The sequence below is a fragment of the Belliella baltica DSM 15883 genome (genome assembly GCF_000265405.1).
GTDB classification, from domain to species: Bacteria; Bacteroidota; Bacteroidia; order Cytophagales; family Cyclobacteriaceae; genus Belliella; species Belliella baltica.
Genome location: NC_018010.1, coordinates 151,429 through 165,552, shown reverse-complemented (window position 1 = coordinate 165,552; position 14,124 = coordinate 151,429). Strand labels below are relative to the sequence as shown.

The window sequence follows — 14,124 nt, the reverse complement described above, 5'->3', positions numbered from 1 at the left end:
CCTAGACCATTTTTGGCCTAGGTATTTTTATTTGTAATAGAGAGAAATAAATCAACCTCCTCTACCTCCTCTTGAACCTCCTGAACTTGATCCACTGCTTCGGCTACCACCGCCAACACTACCACCACCAATACTTCCGCCAGAGCTTCTACTAGGTGGAGAATAAGTGCTTCTTGTTGGAGTCGAAGTTCTGCTTGGAGCAGAATATGAACCTCTAGAAGGAGCTGTTCTACTATTATATGATGGACTAGCGCTTCTATTATAACTTGGAGATGAAGTTCTACCAGAAGGCGTGGTACTGTAAGTTGGTCTTGAATTCCTTGTATTTGGAGCTACACTTCTGTAAGAAGGTGCTGCGCTTCTACTCCCAACCCTACTAGACCCTCTGTCCATTGCTGGAGAACCTATGTTTCTTGATGAAGGGAGAGCTGATCTTGTACTTGTGGCAGTTCTACTATTTGCACTATTGTAATAGTCGTTTTGCGAAGCACCAAAATCTGTTCTAGCATTTCTACTAGAAGGCGTAGAAGTCAATGTTCTTCCTGAAGATGTAGCATCTCTTCTAGCTGATGCTCTTGAGTTGGATGGAGCAGCAATTGTACTTGATCTAGAACCTGCAGCTCCTAAGGAGGAACCTCTTGTTGGTCTAGCACCTCTTACTATTTGTCTGTTGTTGAACTCAGACCCACCAGGTAAGATATATATTGGTCTTCCAAAACCTCCATAGCCTAAACCTGAATAGAACCCTCCAAAACCGAGTCCATATCTTGGGAAGAAAGGATCAAAGAAGGGATCATAAAATCCACCTCCCCATCCAAATCCTGGACGCATCCAACGGTTTCCAAATCCGAATCCCATTCCGATCGATAAGTTAAATCCAGGTCTAAATCCGAATCCCATTCCTGGCATCATTCCGAAACCTCCGCCCCAGAAAGGGTCATACATACCCATTCCCCATGGCGAAAATCCACCCATGCCCCAAGGAGAAAAGCCTCCCATCATCATTGGATTGAAGAAAGGATTTCCAAATCCTGTATTAAAATTATTTCCAGCATTGCTGTAATAGTTATTGTAAACATTAATATTTGGATTGTCAGTAGCAACCTCGTTATCATCAAAATATACAGTGCCTGTATCTCCTACATTTGATTCTGCTTGATATCTTGCTATATATTCAGGATTCACATTTCGTGCAGAAAAATTTTCTTGCTGAAATTCATCCTGAGTAGTCTGATTAAGCGTTTGAAAGTTGCTAGGATTGTTGTTATTCACAGCATATTCTGTCGCTATTCTTGCGTCAGAAGCCATGAAGTACAAATCATCAGTCTCTCCTCGCATGGCATTATAGCTAGTGCTACATGACGAAAGTATCAGAAGACTACTTGCACCAATTGTTAAGAATGCGTTTAATCGTTTCATTTTTTTGTTGTTTACTATCTCCCGTACTTATATACGTGTGATCTCTAAGAGGGTTATAATATTTTGGTTTATATTTGCCCATCAAGAGATGACAACGAATATAAATAGAATTTTGATATCAACAAATAAATCATGAGCAAAGGATTGCCTAAACGTAGTGAAGATTATTCCTTGTGGTACAACGAACTAGTTAAAAGAGCTGACCTAGCAGAAAATTCAGCTGTTAGAGGATGCATGGTCATCAAACCTTATGGATATTCCATTTGGGAAAAAATGCAAGCTCAGCTTGATTTGATGTTTAAGGAAACAGGACATTCAAACGCATACTTCCCATTATTTATCCCCAAATCATTCCTTTCTAAAGAAGCGAGCCACGTTGAAGGGTTTGCAAAAGAGTGTGCTGTGGTTACACATTATAGACTCAAGAATTCGGAAGATGGAAAAAGCGTAATCGTAGATCCAGAGGCGAAGCTGGAGGAAGAGTTAATCGTCAGACCTACATCAGAAACAGTGATATGGAGTACCTATAAAAACTGGATTCAATCTTATAGAGATCTGCCTCTTTTAGTCAATCAATGGGCAAATGTAGTAAGATGGGAAATGAGAACCAGACTGTTTTTAAGAACAACTGAGTTTCTTTGGCAAGAAGGTCATACGGCTCATGCTACGAGACAAGAAGCCATAGATGAAACAGTCCAAATGCTAAATGTTTATGCAGAATTTGCTGAAACTTTTATGGCCGTTCCAGTAGTAAAGGGAGTGAAAAGTGCCAACGAAAGATTTGCCGGTGCTGAGGATACCTATTGTATTGAAGCAATGATGCAAGATGGGAAAGCGCTCCAAGCTGGAACATCGCATTTCTTAGGACAAAATTTCGCAAAAGCTTTTGATGTGAAGTTTGCTACTAAAGAAGGAGGTTTGGAACATGTATGGGGAACATCATGGGGAGTAAGTACGCGTCTGATGGGTGCTTTAATCATGGCACATTCTGATGATAATGGTTTGGTTTTGCCTCCAAAGCTTGCTCCAATACAGGTTGTAATCATACCTATTTATAAGACTGACGAAGAGTTTGATCAAATAGCAGAAAAAGCTAAAGAAATAATCGCTAAACTTAAATCAAAAGGAATTTCCGTTCATTTCGATAAAAGAGACACGCATAAGCCAGGATGGAAATTTGCTGAATATGAACTGAAGGGAGTGCCTTTAAGGATAGCTATGGGGCCGCGAGATTTAGAAAACAATACGATAGAAGTAGCGCGAAGAGATACCTTGACCAAAGAGACTGTAGATTTAGCTCTAATTCAGATTGAAGATTATGTTTCTGAAATGCTCGAATTAATCCAAAAGACAATTTATCAGAAAGCATTTGACTTCAGAGCAGAAATGACTACAGAGGTAAATACTTGGGATGAATTCCTTGATTTAATTGAAACAAAAGGAGGATTCCTCTCAGCGCATTGGGATGGGACTTCTGAGACTGAAGAAAAAATCAAAGAGTTGACCAAGGCGACAATCAGATGTATTCCTTTAGATCAAAAAGAAGAATCAGGAAAATGTATCCTTACTGGCAACCCTTCCAAAGGAAGAGTGCTATTTGCAAGGGCCTATTAAAATCATAAAAAGAGCCCTTTGAAAGTGTTAATTTTCAGAGGGCTCCTTATTATTTTCTACAGGGGTGTTATTTCCTAGAGCTTATTGGGATATTATACCCAACAAAAATCTGCACCGGAAATGGTTTTGATTCTATAGTGATGTTAGGATTATTTTCAAGTGCTTCAAGATCATTTCTATAATTTGAAGATCTAAATGGGAGAAGTAGACCTAGATCCCAATATCTTTCTTCATATCTTCTGGAATTTAATTTTATACCAGGCCCAATACTCAATCCATAATAAGTGTTTTGATACTCCGGAATATTTTCAATATTTATTACAGCATTGTAGCCTAGCATTGCGGTCAGGAAGAATTCAGTAGTTTTTTCCGTTGGGAAGATATAATTCATTCCGAAATTTGCTCCAAGTCCAAGCGTATTGTATCCCAAACCTCCAAAAAGAGAGAGATGATCTTTGATATTATGATTTATTTTTAATCCAATGCCCCCATAAGGCAATCCTACACCAATTCCCAATGAAGTATTGCCTTGTGTTGAGCTAAGGTTTTGCGCCTTACTATTTAGGCTGAAAAGAATTGGAATTGTAAATAGAAGTATATATTTAGTCTTCATTCTTTATAAAATTATTTGTGGAAATAATTTGAAGGCATCTGCGAAATAGTTTTATTCTTTTCTTTGTCTGAATTATATTTCTTCAGACTATTAGAAATGAAAAAGCCAAGATCTTCTGCCTCATCTGAAAAATCTTTTGAATCCATTTCAAAAGGCTCTTTTTTGGCTATCAGCTTTTCAATTTTCTTTTTGCTTTTCACATTGTCAGGGGCGACAGGAATTAGCTTAACAGCAGCCTTTATGGCACCCGGTGTCGGTCTAACCTCCATTAAGTAAACCTTTCCGCTTTCTAAATTAGCCTCTACAAACGATCTGTTTTCAGAAGATGCCCAAAACATATGTTCTCCTGGCTCACATTCATAGATGAAATATTTCATCCCATTAAATTTCCCCAGATATTTTTCCCCATCAAAAAACTTGAAATTAATCAAAGCTCCAGTTCCATTTGACCTTACAAAATAGACGAGAGATTTGCCTTCGGAGGGAGTTTTAAGTTCCTGACTAAAACCTTGGATTGAGGAAAATAAACTGATTACTAATATTAAAATAGCCAGTTTAAGATAAGATAATTGTTTTTTCATAAATTGATAAATACATAGTTTATATTTTGAACTAAATATATTATAAAAAAACTATTCTAACAGTTTGTTTTTCTGTTGTTTAATAAATATTTTGATTGAGATTGCCTTTTGGCAAAACTGTAGTAAATCACATTTAGTATTTAAAGGAAAATGAATTAAGTTTACTATCGGCATCAAAAAACATTGATTATGACTTGGTTTATCCTTTTATCGCTTCTTTCTATTGGTCTTATATTGATCCTTACAGAGATCATTTTTGTTCCCGGAACTACGATTATTGGTATTTTGGGATTGATTTTTACTGGAGCTGGAATTTATTACTCTTTCTTAAAATTCGATCCTTCAATCGCATGGGTGATTTTAGGATTTGCCCTTTTAGCTAACTTTATGGCTATATTTTATGGCTTTAAATCTGGAGTCTGGAATAAGTTTGCCTTGAAAGAAGCTATGACTAGCAGATCATTTGACGGAAGACTGCTTGGATTGGAATTAGGAATGAAAGGGAAAGCTGTTTCTGATATCAAGCCCATTGGAAAAGCTGAGTTTTTAGAAAAAATTTATGAAGTAAAATCAGAATCAGGATTTATTTCTGTCGGTACAATCGTATTTATTACTAAATTGGAAGATAATAGAATCATCGTAAAATATTAAACTATGGAAATGACTAATTCGGCATTTATTTTATTTGCAGCCTTTGCCGGGCTGATACTTCTTTTTGTCTTTTTATATTTCGTACCAGTCAATCTTTGGATTACGGCCATTTTTTCAAATGTAAAGGTGGGCATTGGAGAGTTGATCGGAATGAGAATAAGAAAAGTGCCACCAAGTATTATTGTGAATTCATTGATTACAGCTACTAAAGCAGGCTTGGATTTGACTACTAATGATCTGGAGACACATTATTTAGCTAGTGGTAACGTACCCAATGTAATTAGGGCATTGATTTCAGCTGATAAAGCAAATATCAACTTAAGTTTCAAGCAAGCCACAGCTATTGACTTGGCTGGTAGAGATGTTTTTGAAGCAGTTCAGATTTCTGTAAATCCAAAAGTAATCAATACTCCAAATGTGGCAGCAGTTGCCGCAGATGGAATTCAACTTATTGCAAAAGCTAGAGTTACGGTTAGAGCAAATATTGCGCAGCTCGTAGGTGGTGCTGGGGAAGAGACGATTTTAGCCAGAGTTGGAGAAGGAATTGTAACCTCTATTGGTTCAGCTCAAAATCATAAAAGCGTTTTAGAAAATCCAGATAAAATATCAAAATTGGTACTTGAAAGAGGTTTGGACGCGGGAACTGCATTTGAGATCTTATCGATAGATATTGCTGATATTGATGTAGGAACAAACATTGGGGCAAAATTGCAGATAGATCAAGCATCTGCTGATTTGAAAGTTGCTGAAGCAAGAGCTGAAGAAAGAAGAGCAATGGCTGTCGCCTTAGAACAAGAAATGAAAGCCAAGTCTGTAGAAATGAGAGCTAAAGTAATTGAAGCGGAAGCAGATATTCCAAAAGCAATTGCAGATGCATTCAGATCAGGTAATTTGGGGATCATGGATTATTATAGAATGGAAAACATCAAATCTGATACAGATATGAGATCTAGCATTGCTGGTGATGAATCAGGTGGTTCAGATAGTTCAAAAGGAAAATTAACAGATAAATAAAATTAGAAGAGTGTAATTATTCTATTTAGAATTTGAAAAAGAGGAGAGAAATGTTTCGCATTTTCTCTCCTCTTTTTTTTCTGTAAACATACTTTTTGATAATTACGATTTACCTACCAAAATAGCTTTGTAAGTTTTTCAGCTTATTGTGAGTCAATCGTTTGATTAGAAATGAAATGTTTTTTGCTTCAATGATGTGTCAGTCTACATTTCAAAAACCTTAAAAGAGCTTTCAATTTTGTGCAGATTATAAAGTGTTATTTTATAGGGAGAAGATCTTACACCTAATCATTTATTGTAAAAAAATATACTTGATTCTAGATAAACCTTTTTGTATCAAAAAAAATCCCCTAATCAATTGATTGACTAGGGGATTTTAAATTTTATTAGATTTATCCTCAATCTTTATTCTCACCTATTTGAGATGGGATTTCAACACTTTCAGTAGTGTCATTTTTCTCTTTTTCAAGATCATTATTGATCTTTTTTTCAGCGGCGGCTTTATCGTTGGCATCTACTTTTTTTGTAAATGCCTCATAAGTAGTCTCCTTTTCAAAAGGTCTCTTTCCTATAAGTCTTTCTAAGTCCATCTGAAATAGAATTTCTTTTTCAAGGAGCTCTTTTGCCAATATTTCCAGTTCTGCTTTTCTTTCTGTAAGCAAATCTTTTGTTCTCAGATAAGCAAACTCTATAAGCTTTCTAACCTCCTCATCTATTGTTTCAGAAGTTTTTTCAGAATAAGGCTTAGTAGCTCTATATTCAGAAGCTTTGCTGTCATAGAAAGATACGTTTCCAATTTTTTCATTCATTCCATAAATAGAAACAATTGAATAGGCCATTTTGGTGATTCTTTCCAAATCACTCAATGCTCCTGTAGAAATTTTTCCGAAGATGATCTCCTCAGCCGCTCTTCCTCCAAGAGTCATGCACATTTCATCTATCAATTGTTCTGTTTGATAGAGGAATTGCTCCTTTGGTAAATACTGAGCATAACCGAGAGCGGCAACACCCCGAGGAACAATACTTACTTTCACTAATGGATCAGCATGTTCCAAGAACCAGCCAGCTACAGCGTGACCTGCTTCATGGTAGGCTACTATTTTCTTTTCTTCAGGAGAAATGATTTTGTTTTTCTTCTCAAGACCTCCAATGACTCTATCTACAGCATCCTGAAAATCCTGCATATCAACAGCTGCTTTGTTTCTTCTTGCTGCAATCAAAGCTGCTTCATTACATACGTTTGCAATCTCAGCACCAGCAAAACCTGGTGTTTGAGCTGCCAGTTTTTTTGCATCAATGTCATCCGCCGTTTTTATTGGGGTTAAATGAACTTTAAAGATTGCTTCTCTACCAATTATGTCTGGTTTGTCAATACTGATTTGTCTATCAAATCTCCCTGCTCTTAGAAGAGCACTGTCAAGTACATCAGGTCTATTGGTTGCTGCCAAAACAATTACACCTGAATCAGTTCCAAAACCATCCATCTCGACAAGAAGTGAATTCAATGTATTTTCTCTTTCATCGTTAGAGCCTGGCATTTGACCTTTTCCTCTAGATCTACCAATCGCATCAATCTCATCAATAAATATGATACATGGAGCTTTCTCTTTTGCTTGCTTGAAGAGATCTCTTACCCTTGCTGCACCAACTCCAACAAACATTTCCACAAAGTCGGATCCTGAAAGTGTAAAGAAAGGGACGCCTGCTTCACCTGCAACAGCTTTAGCGAGTAGGGTTTTACCTGTTCCTGGAGGTCCTACCAATAAGGCTCCTTTTGGGATTTTACCGCCTAATTTGGTGAACTTGGCTGGTGTTTTTAGGAATTCTACAATTTCTTGGACTTCTTCTTTTGCTTCATCAAGACCTGCTACATTATCGAAGGTGATCTTTACTTTATTTTCAGCATCAAATAGTTGTGCTTTTGATTTACCTACATTAAATATCTGTCCACCTGGACCGCTTGGCCCAGCCATTCTTCTCATCATTACCCAAAAAAGGATAAAGAGAATGATCAAAAATCCGAAACTTGAGAACCAATTTCCCCAACTTTCTTCGTTTTTGACATTATACCCAATCCTTTGATCTTCTGAAACTTTCGCCTCAAGCTCTTCAAAATCACTTGCGAATTTCTCTGCACTTGCTACTTCTACAGAATAATGTGGGCCTCCAGGATTGTAAAAAGGTCCATTTACATCTAATTCGGTTTTATATCTTTCGTTTTCAAGAGAGCTTTCTTTCAAAGTGATATCAACTCTATTTTGATTTCGGATTATTAACACCTTAGCCACATCATTGGCTAAATACATATCTTCAAATTTACTTTTGGTAATGTTGATTACAGAGCTTCGTTGGTTAAACCATGTTACCCCAATCAAAACCACTACTGCCGTAACTATCAGCCAAATTTGAAAATTTGGTTTTTGAGGTGGTTTTGGAATGAATTTTTTGCTTTTATTATTTTCGCTCATCGCTTGGTATTTAATGCTATTTTAACTTTTGTAAAACGAAATAAAGGTGTGAAAGTTCAAAACTTGAATTTAATCTACGTATGTGAATTTGGCATCTCCCCAAAGTTCTTCTATGCCATAGAATTCTCGCTGATCTTTAAGGAAAATATGTACAACTACATTGAAGTAATCCATCAAAACCCACTGATTGTTATTTTTACCCTCAGTTCTCCATGGTTTTTCCTTACAGGTTTTGATCACTTCTTCTTCAATTGCATCAGCTATTGCTTCAACTTGAGTATTTGAAGAGCCTGAACAAACCACAAAAAAATCAGTCATAGAGTTTTTAACTGTCCTCAAATCCATAATAACAATATCAGAGGCTTTTTTATCCTCCATTCCTTTTACAATAATTTTACTCAGCTCTTCTGCTGTCATAATTTTAATTTAATTTTACTAAATCTTTTTGGTCGCTAGGCTGTAACGATATATATCTTCATAGAAACACAAAATAACTATTAAAAATGTATAAAATCCTTGCCAATACAATATTTCTCGGTAAAGATATCATTAATCTGTCAGAGTGTCATTCTACAAATGAAATTGCCATGGGTAAAATTAAATCCAAAGAGGCAGCTGAGGGCACAATTATCACAACTGAAAATCAAACAAAAGGCAAAGGACAAAGAGGGAATATTTGGCAAAGTGAAGCTGGCAAAAACTTAACATTTTCTCTGATTCTTTCGCCTAAATTTATTGACCCTAGAGAACAGTTTAATCTAAATATCTTCATTTCGAATGCTATTCATGAAGTTTTGAGTCAATACACTAGAGATTTGAAAATCAAATGGCCAAATGATATAGTGCATGATTTTGATGGTAAATTAGGAGGGATTTTGATAGAAAATATTATTGGTCAAAAGGGAATTGAATTTTCTATCATTGGAATTGGCTTAAATATCAATCAATTTCATTTTGAGATTCCAACTGCCACTTCTTTGACCAAGTTGTCAGGTATTGAATTTGATAAATGGGAAATTTTTAAACTTTTAATAAAAAAGATCGAAACTAATTACCTCGTATTGAAAAATGGAAATCTTGAAAACCTGAGGAATTATTATATGCAGAATCTCTTTCGCTTCGAAAAATGGTCTCAATACTATGATAAGACTGAGTTTAAAGGGAAAATAATAAATGTGTGTGAAGATGGTCGTTTGGTGATACAAAAAGATGACGGGGAGATAAACTATTATAACTTCAAGGAGGTTAGTTTTGTGTAAAAGCCAAATTTTCTTTTGACTCAAAAAAGCTGTAAATTTGCATTCTAAATTTGATCATTAAATTAATAAATATAAATATGTCTGAAACTAAATCTGACAAATTCATCAAGTACAAGGTGAAAGATATTTCCCTAGCAGAATGGGGAAGAAAAGAAATTAAATTAGCAGAAGCGGAAATGCCAGGTTTGATGGCACTGAGAGAAGAGTATGGTGCTGCACAACCGCTAAAAGGCGCAAGAATTGCAGGCTGCCTTCACATGACTATTCAGACTGCGGTTTTGATTGAAACTTTAGTTGCACTTGGAGCTGAAGTAACTTGGTCTTCTTGTAATATTTTCTCGACTCAAGATCACGCAGCAGCAGCTATTGCGGCAGCTGGAATTTCGGTTTATGCTTGGAAAGGTCTGACCGAGGAAGAATTTGATTGGTGTATTGAGCAGACAATCTTTTTTGGAGAAGAAAGACAGCCACTAAATATGATTCTTGATGATGGAGGTGATTTGACGAATATGGTTTTAGATCATTACCCTGAATTAGTATCTGGGATAAAAGGTCTTTCTGAAGAAACCACTACTGGTGTTCACAGACTGTATGAAAGAATGAAAAAAGGCACACTTCCAATGCCTGCTATCAATGTGAATGACTCAGTTACTAAATCTAAATTTGACAACAAATATGGTTGTAAAGAGTCTTTGGTAGATGCTATTAGAAGAGCAACCGATGTGATGATGGCTGGTAAAGTTGCTGTTGTAGCTGGTTATGGTGATGTAGGGAAAGGTTCTGCAGCATCATTAAGAGGAGCTGGAGCTAGAGTTATCGTAACTGAAATTGATCCAATTTGTGCGCTTCAGGCAGCTATGGATGGTTTTGCTGTTAAGAAGATGGTAGATGCTGTCAAAGAAGCGGATATCGTAGTAACTGCAACTGGAAATAAAGATATCATTTCAGAGCCTCACTTCAGAGCTATGAAAGACAAAGCTATCGTTTGTAACATCGGTCACTTCGATAATGAAATCGATATGGCTTGGTTGAACAAGAACTATGGCAATACCAAAGATGTGATCAAACCACAAGTAGATCTTTACACTATTGATGGAAAAGAAATCATCTTGTTGGCAGAAGGTAGATTGGTAAACTTAGGTTGTGCAACTGGACATCCTTCTTTTGTTATGTCTAATTCTTTTACAAATCAGACTTTGGCTCAATTAGAACTTTGGACAAATACAGATCAGTATGAGCCTGGAGTATATGTATTGCCTAAACATTTGGATGAAAAAGTAGCTGCTTTACACCTTTCTAAATTAGGTGTTGAGTTGGATACACTTTCTGAAGATCAAGCCGAGTATATCGGTGTAACTCCAGAAGGGCCATACAAGCCAGAATATTACAGATACTAATATTATCTATTTTACCTATTGAAAAGCCAGGCCGATAAGTCTGGCTTTTTTTATTGTTCAAAAACAATCAACCTCCCATCAGAAAGCTGAAGACTGGCTTTTGAAACACAAGCTGAATCTGAAGAAAAAGTTAATGTATGTGCAAGTGACCTAGTGGGAGTCCTAAAAATCTCCCATGTTTCTACGCCAGAGCTTGCGATTACTTGACCTTCTTCTATACAGACATTTTGATATAGTCTTGGAGTGATTTGTGTCATTTTTAATGGTCTTCCCGTGATGTTTCTGCCTTCAAGATTTCCGGAGCTCGTAAAACTTATTAAAGTATCATTGATTATTTCTAGTCTATGATCGTATGATCCTGAGATTTTTGTGCTATTCTGAAACTCATCTACAATCAATAGATCCATAAAATTTTCCTGCCATAGATTTGAGGAGCTGATTGATGCTGATTTTGTAAATCTACGGTTCCCTATAATTTCAAAAGCCTTAATTTTATAATTATCATAAGACAAGAGGACTTCTTGATCTATCAAGTTTATCGTGTTAAAATCTAAAACGAGATTGCCACTTCTATTTAATTTTTGACTTGGGCAATTGGAGTTAACAGTAAATTGAAGTTCAACCTTTTTATCAATCTCATCAATCAAAATCGTTGGGCATCCAGGTAAAGTATCAGTTTGAGCATCCTGATAATCCTCAAAACTGAGAAAAACATAACTCAGACTTTCTTCTAATGCTAAAGATGTTTGAAATATTTCATTGGCTTCAGCTTGAAGATTTGTTGTAATATTCCTTTCAATATCATTTGTACAGGAATAAATAAAGAAGGCAGCAAGGAGTATAAAAATCTGGTTTTTCATCAGTCGATTTTATTTGGCGAATTTAGTCTCTTTAATAGACTAAAAAAAATAATGCCAAAAGGTATTAGGTTTCTTTCTTTTCCATTTTGGAATCGATATATTATCAGTCTAAAAACATAAAATCAATGAGCTATACAGAAGGAATGCTAAAGGATGGTGCCCTAAAAGGCAAAACTATTATAATTACTGGAGGTGGAACTGGCCTGGGGAAATCCATGGGACTGTATTTTTTGAGATTAGGAGCTAACTTGGTCATTACATCGAGGAAATTGGATGTCTTGCAAGAAACTGCCAAAGAAATGGAAAAGGAGACAGGTGGAAAAGTACTTGCTGTAGCTTGCGATGTGCGAGAGATTGATCAAGTAGAAAAATTATTTGATGAAGCTGATGCTATTTTTGGGAAAGTTGATGGTGTTTTAAATAATGCAGCTGGTAATTTTATCAGCCCTACTGAGCGCCTCTCCACAAACGCTTTCAACACAGTGATAGATATTGTCCTCAAAGGAACTGCCAATGTTACCATGACCGCTGGTAAGCGATGGATTGCAGCGAAACAAGCTGGGACATTCCTCAATATCGTCACTACATACGCATGGACAGGGTCAGGGTATGTTGTACCCAGTGCAGCGGCGAAGGCGGGGGTTCTTGCTATGACACGATCTCTTGCAGTAGAATGGGCTAAATATAAGATTAGGTCAAACGCTATTGCCCCTGGGCCATTTCCAACAGAAGGAGCTTGGAGTCGTTTGCTTCCTGGAGATTTAGTTAAAAAGTTTGATCCAGCTAAGAAGGTACCTGTAGGAAGAGTAGGTGAACATCAAGAGTTAGCCAATTTAGCAGCTTATTTGATGTCAGATTATTCAAGCTATGTAAATGGAGAGGTAGTTACAATAGATGGTGGTGAATGGCTTCAAGGTGCGGGAGAATTCAATAATCTGGAAGCAATTCCTCAAGAAATGTGGGATATGTTAGAGGCCTCTAGGGGAAAAAAGCACTAAGCCCCAAGCTACTTTGGGGCTATTTGAAGTCCAAATGGAAAATTAGAAACTTATAGGATTCTAAAAATCAGTTGAGAGACTGATTTTTTTATTTAAAGATATTTTATCTGGCTATGGGAATCAATGGAATAAAAGTCACGGAGTTAGATGTTTAATAGTAATCGAAACAAAAAGAGCTATTTGAAACTTAATTCTTATAGTATTTATTTTATGTTTATTGTTTATTTAATAAAGTAAATTTATGAATTATACACTGCACCAATTGATGATTTTTCAAAAAATCACGGAGACAAAAAGTATAACAAAAGCTGCTGAAGAATTACATTTAACACAGCCTGCAGTTTCTATTCAATTAAAAAATCTTCAAGATCAATTCGATATTCCTTTGACAGAAATCGTAGGGAGGAAATTAGTAGTCACCGACTTTGGAAGAGAAATTGCAGCCGCAACTGAAAAAATAATTGAAGAGGTACAGGGGATCAATTACAAAACGGCGGCATTTAAGGGGCTGATGTCGGGGAAGCTTAAAATTTCGGTGGTTTCTACGGGTAAGTATGTTATGCCTTATTTTTTGTCAAATTTTCTCAAAGATCATCCCGAAGTTGATTTAAAATTGGATGTTACTAATAAAGCTAGGGTTCTTGAGAGTTTGTCGGCCAATGAAGTCGATTTTGCTTTGGTTTCAATTTTGCCAGAACAACTGCAAGTTGATGGGGTTGAACTGATGCCAAATCAGCTTTATTTGGTTGGAAATCGAGATTTTTTACTTGAAGAAAAGGAGTACAGTGAAAGAATTCTTGAAGAAATAACTTTGATTTATAGAGAGGAGGGTTCAGGGACAAGAATGTCAATGGAAAAATTTTTAAACAGTAAAAAAGTATTGATTAGGAAAAAAATTGAATTAACCTCAAATGAGGCGGTAAAGCAAGCAGTATTGGCAGGTATAGGATGCTCAATCATGCCCTTGATAGGGATTAAAAATGAAATTAAATCTGGAGATCTTAAGATTATTCCTGTGAAAGGTTTTCCAATAAACACTCAATGGAATTTAATTTACTTAAAGAGAAGAAAATTTTCACCTGTCGCAAAACTGTATCTAGATTATTTAATTTCAAATAAGGGAAAATTGATTGAAAGATATTTTACCTGGAATTTATAACTATTCCCTATGATACCAATCTGCATACTTGTCACCTGTGATCATGTGGATAATGCTATTTAGAACAATTCGGTGACAGATGTCATTTCTG

Annotated in this window: 13 protein-coding genes; 7 read left to right on the top strand and 6 right to left on the bottom strand. The window is 36.1% G+C overall.

What is annotated here, in order from left to right:
- Positions 1-51 precede the first annotated feature (51 nt).
- The gene (locus tag BELBA_RS00765; RefSeq protein ID WP_014770843.1) at positions 52-1,419 is read right to left on the bottom strand and encodes a hypothetical protein; all 1,368 of its coding nucleotides are present in this window, start codon (positions 1,417-1,419) and stop codon (positions 52-54) included.
- 132 nt (positions 1,420-1,551) lie between these two features.
- Between BELBA_RS00765 and proS the strand changes: the two genes are divergently transcribed.
- On the top strand, positions 1,552-3,033 hold the full coding sequence (proS, locus tag BELBA_RS00760) for a proline--tRNA ligase (protein WP_014770842.1): 1,482 nt from the start codon (positions 1,552-1,554) through the stop codon (positions 3,031-3,033).
- Positions 3,034-3,100: 67 nt separating this feature from the next.
- Here proS and BELBA_RS00755 read toward each other — a convergent pair whose 3' ends face one another.
- Both BELBA_RS00755 and BELBA_RS00750 read right to left on the bottom strand, forming a co-directional pair.
- Complete coding sequence (locus BELBA_RS00755) at positions 3,101-3,646, bottom strand: hypothetical protein (RefSeq protein WP_014770841.1); 546 nt, start codon at positions 3,644-3,646, stop codon at positions 3,101-3,103.
- Between the two features lie 11 nt (positions 3,647-3,657).
- Positions 3,658-4,227 carry a hypothetical protein gene (locus BELBA_RS00750; RefSeq protein ID WP_014770840.1) on the bottom strand — a complete coding sequence of 190 codons (570 nt, stop codon included), beginning with the start codon at positions 4,225-4,227 and terminating at the stop codon, positions 3,658-3,660.
- A gap of 189 nt (positions 4,228-4,416) precedes the next feature.
- On the opposite strand from BELBA_RS00750, the gene BELBA_RS00745 reads away from it, so the two are divergent.
- Together BELBA_RS00745 and floA are read left to right on the top strand one after the other, a co-directional pair.
- A complete protein-coding gene (locus tag BELBA_RS00745) occupies positions 4,417-4,878 on the top strand; it encodes an NfeD family protein (RefSeq protein WP_014770839.1) in 462 nt (153 codons plus the stop codon).
- 3 nt (positions 4,879-4,881) lie between these two features.
- A complete protein-coding gene (gene floA / locus BELBA_RS00740; RefSeq protein WP_014770838.1) occupies positions 4,882-5,892 on the top strand; it encodes a flotillin-like protein FloA in 1,011 nt (336 codons plus the stop codon).
- A gap of 398 nt (positions 5,893-6,290) precedes the next feature.
- Here floA and ftsH read toward each other — a convergent pair whose 3' ends face one another.
- Positions 6,291-8,360: an ATP-dependent zinc metalloprotease FtsH gene (gene ftsH / locus BELBA_RS00735; RefSeq protein ID WP_014770837.1), complete on the bottom strand. Its 2,070-nt coding sequence runs from the start codon at positions 8,358-8,360 to the stop codon at positions 6,291-6,293.
- Positions 8,361-8,429: 69 nt separating this feature from the next.
- Positions 8,430-8,777, bottom strand: a complete 348-nt coding sequence (gene rsfS, locus BELBA_RS00730) for a ribosome silencing factor (protein WP_014770836.1) — start codon at positions 8,775-8,777, stop codon at positions 8,430-8,432.
- Positions 8,778-8,863: 86 nt separating this feature from the next.
- Here rsfS and BELBA_RS00725 point away from each other — a divergent pair, with 86 nt between their 5' ends.
- Both BELBA_RS00725 and ahcY read left to right on the top strand, forming a co-directional pair.
- The gene (locus BELBA_RS00725; RefSeq protein ID WP_014770835.1) at positions 8,864-9,619 is read left to right on the top strand and encodes a biotin--[acetyl-CoA-carboxylase] ligase; all 756 of its coding nucleotides are present in this window, start codon (positions 8,864-8,866) and stop codon (positions 9,617-9,619) included.
- 77 nt (positions 9,620-9,696) lie between these two features.
- Positions 9,697-11,016 (top strand): adenosylhomocysteinase, encoded by a 1,320-nt coding sequence (gene ahcY / locus BELBA_RS00720; protein ID WP_014770834.1) that lies wholly within the window; start codon positions 9,697-9,699, stop codon positions 11,014-11,016.
- A 50-nt stretch (positions 11,017-11,066) separates the two neighbouring features.
- On the opposite strand, the gene BELBA_RS00715 is transcribed toward ahcY, so the two are convergent.
- On the bottom strand, positions 11,067-11,876 hold the full coding sequence (locus tag BELBA_RS00715; RefSeq protein WP_014770833.1) for a protein kinase family protein: 810 nt from the start codon (positions 11,874-11,876) through the stop codon (positions 11,067-11,069).
- 125 nt (positions 11,877-12,001) lie between these two features.
- Here BELBA_RS00715 and BELBA_RS00710 point away from each other — a divergent pair, with 125 nt between their 5' ends.
- Both BELBA_RS00710 and BELBA_RS00705 read left to right on the top strand, forming a co-directional pair.
- On the top strand, positions 12,002-12,874 hold the full coding sequence (locus tag BELBA_RS00710) for an SDR family oxidoreductase (RefSeq protein WP_014770832.1): 873 nt from the start codon (positions 12,002-12,004) through the stop codon (positions 12,872-12,874).
- 241 nt (positions 12,875-13,115) lie between these two features.
- A complete protein-coding gene (locus tag BELBA_RS00705; protein ID WP_014770831.1) occupies positions 13,116-14,033 on the top strand; it encodes a LysR family transcriptional regulator in 918 nt (305 codons plus the stop codon).
- Positions 14,034-14,124: the final 91 nt, after the last annotated feature.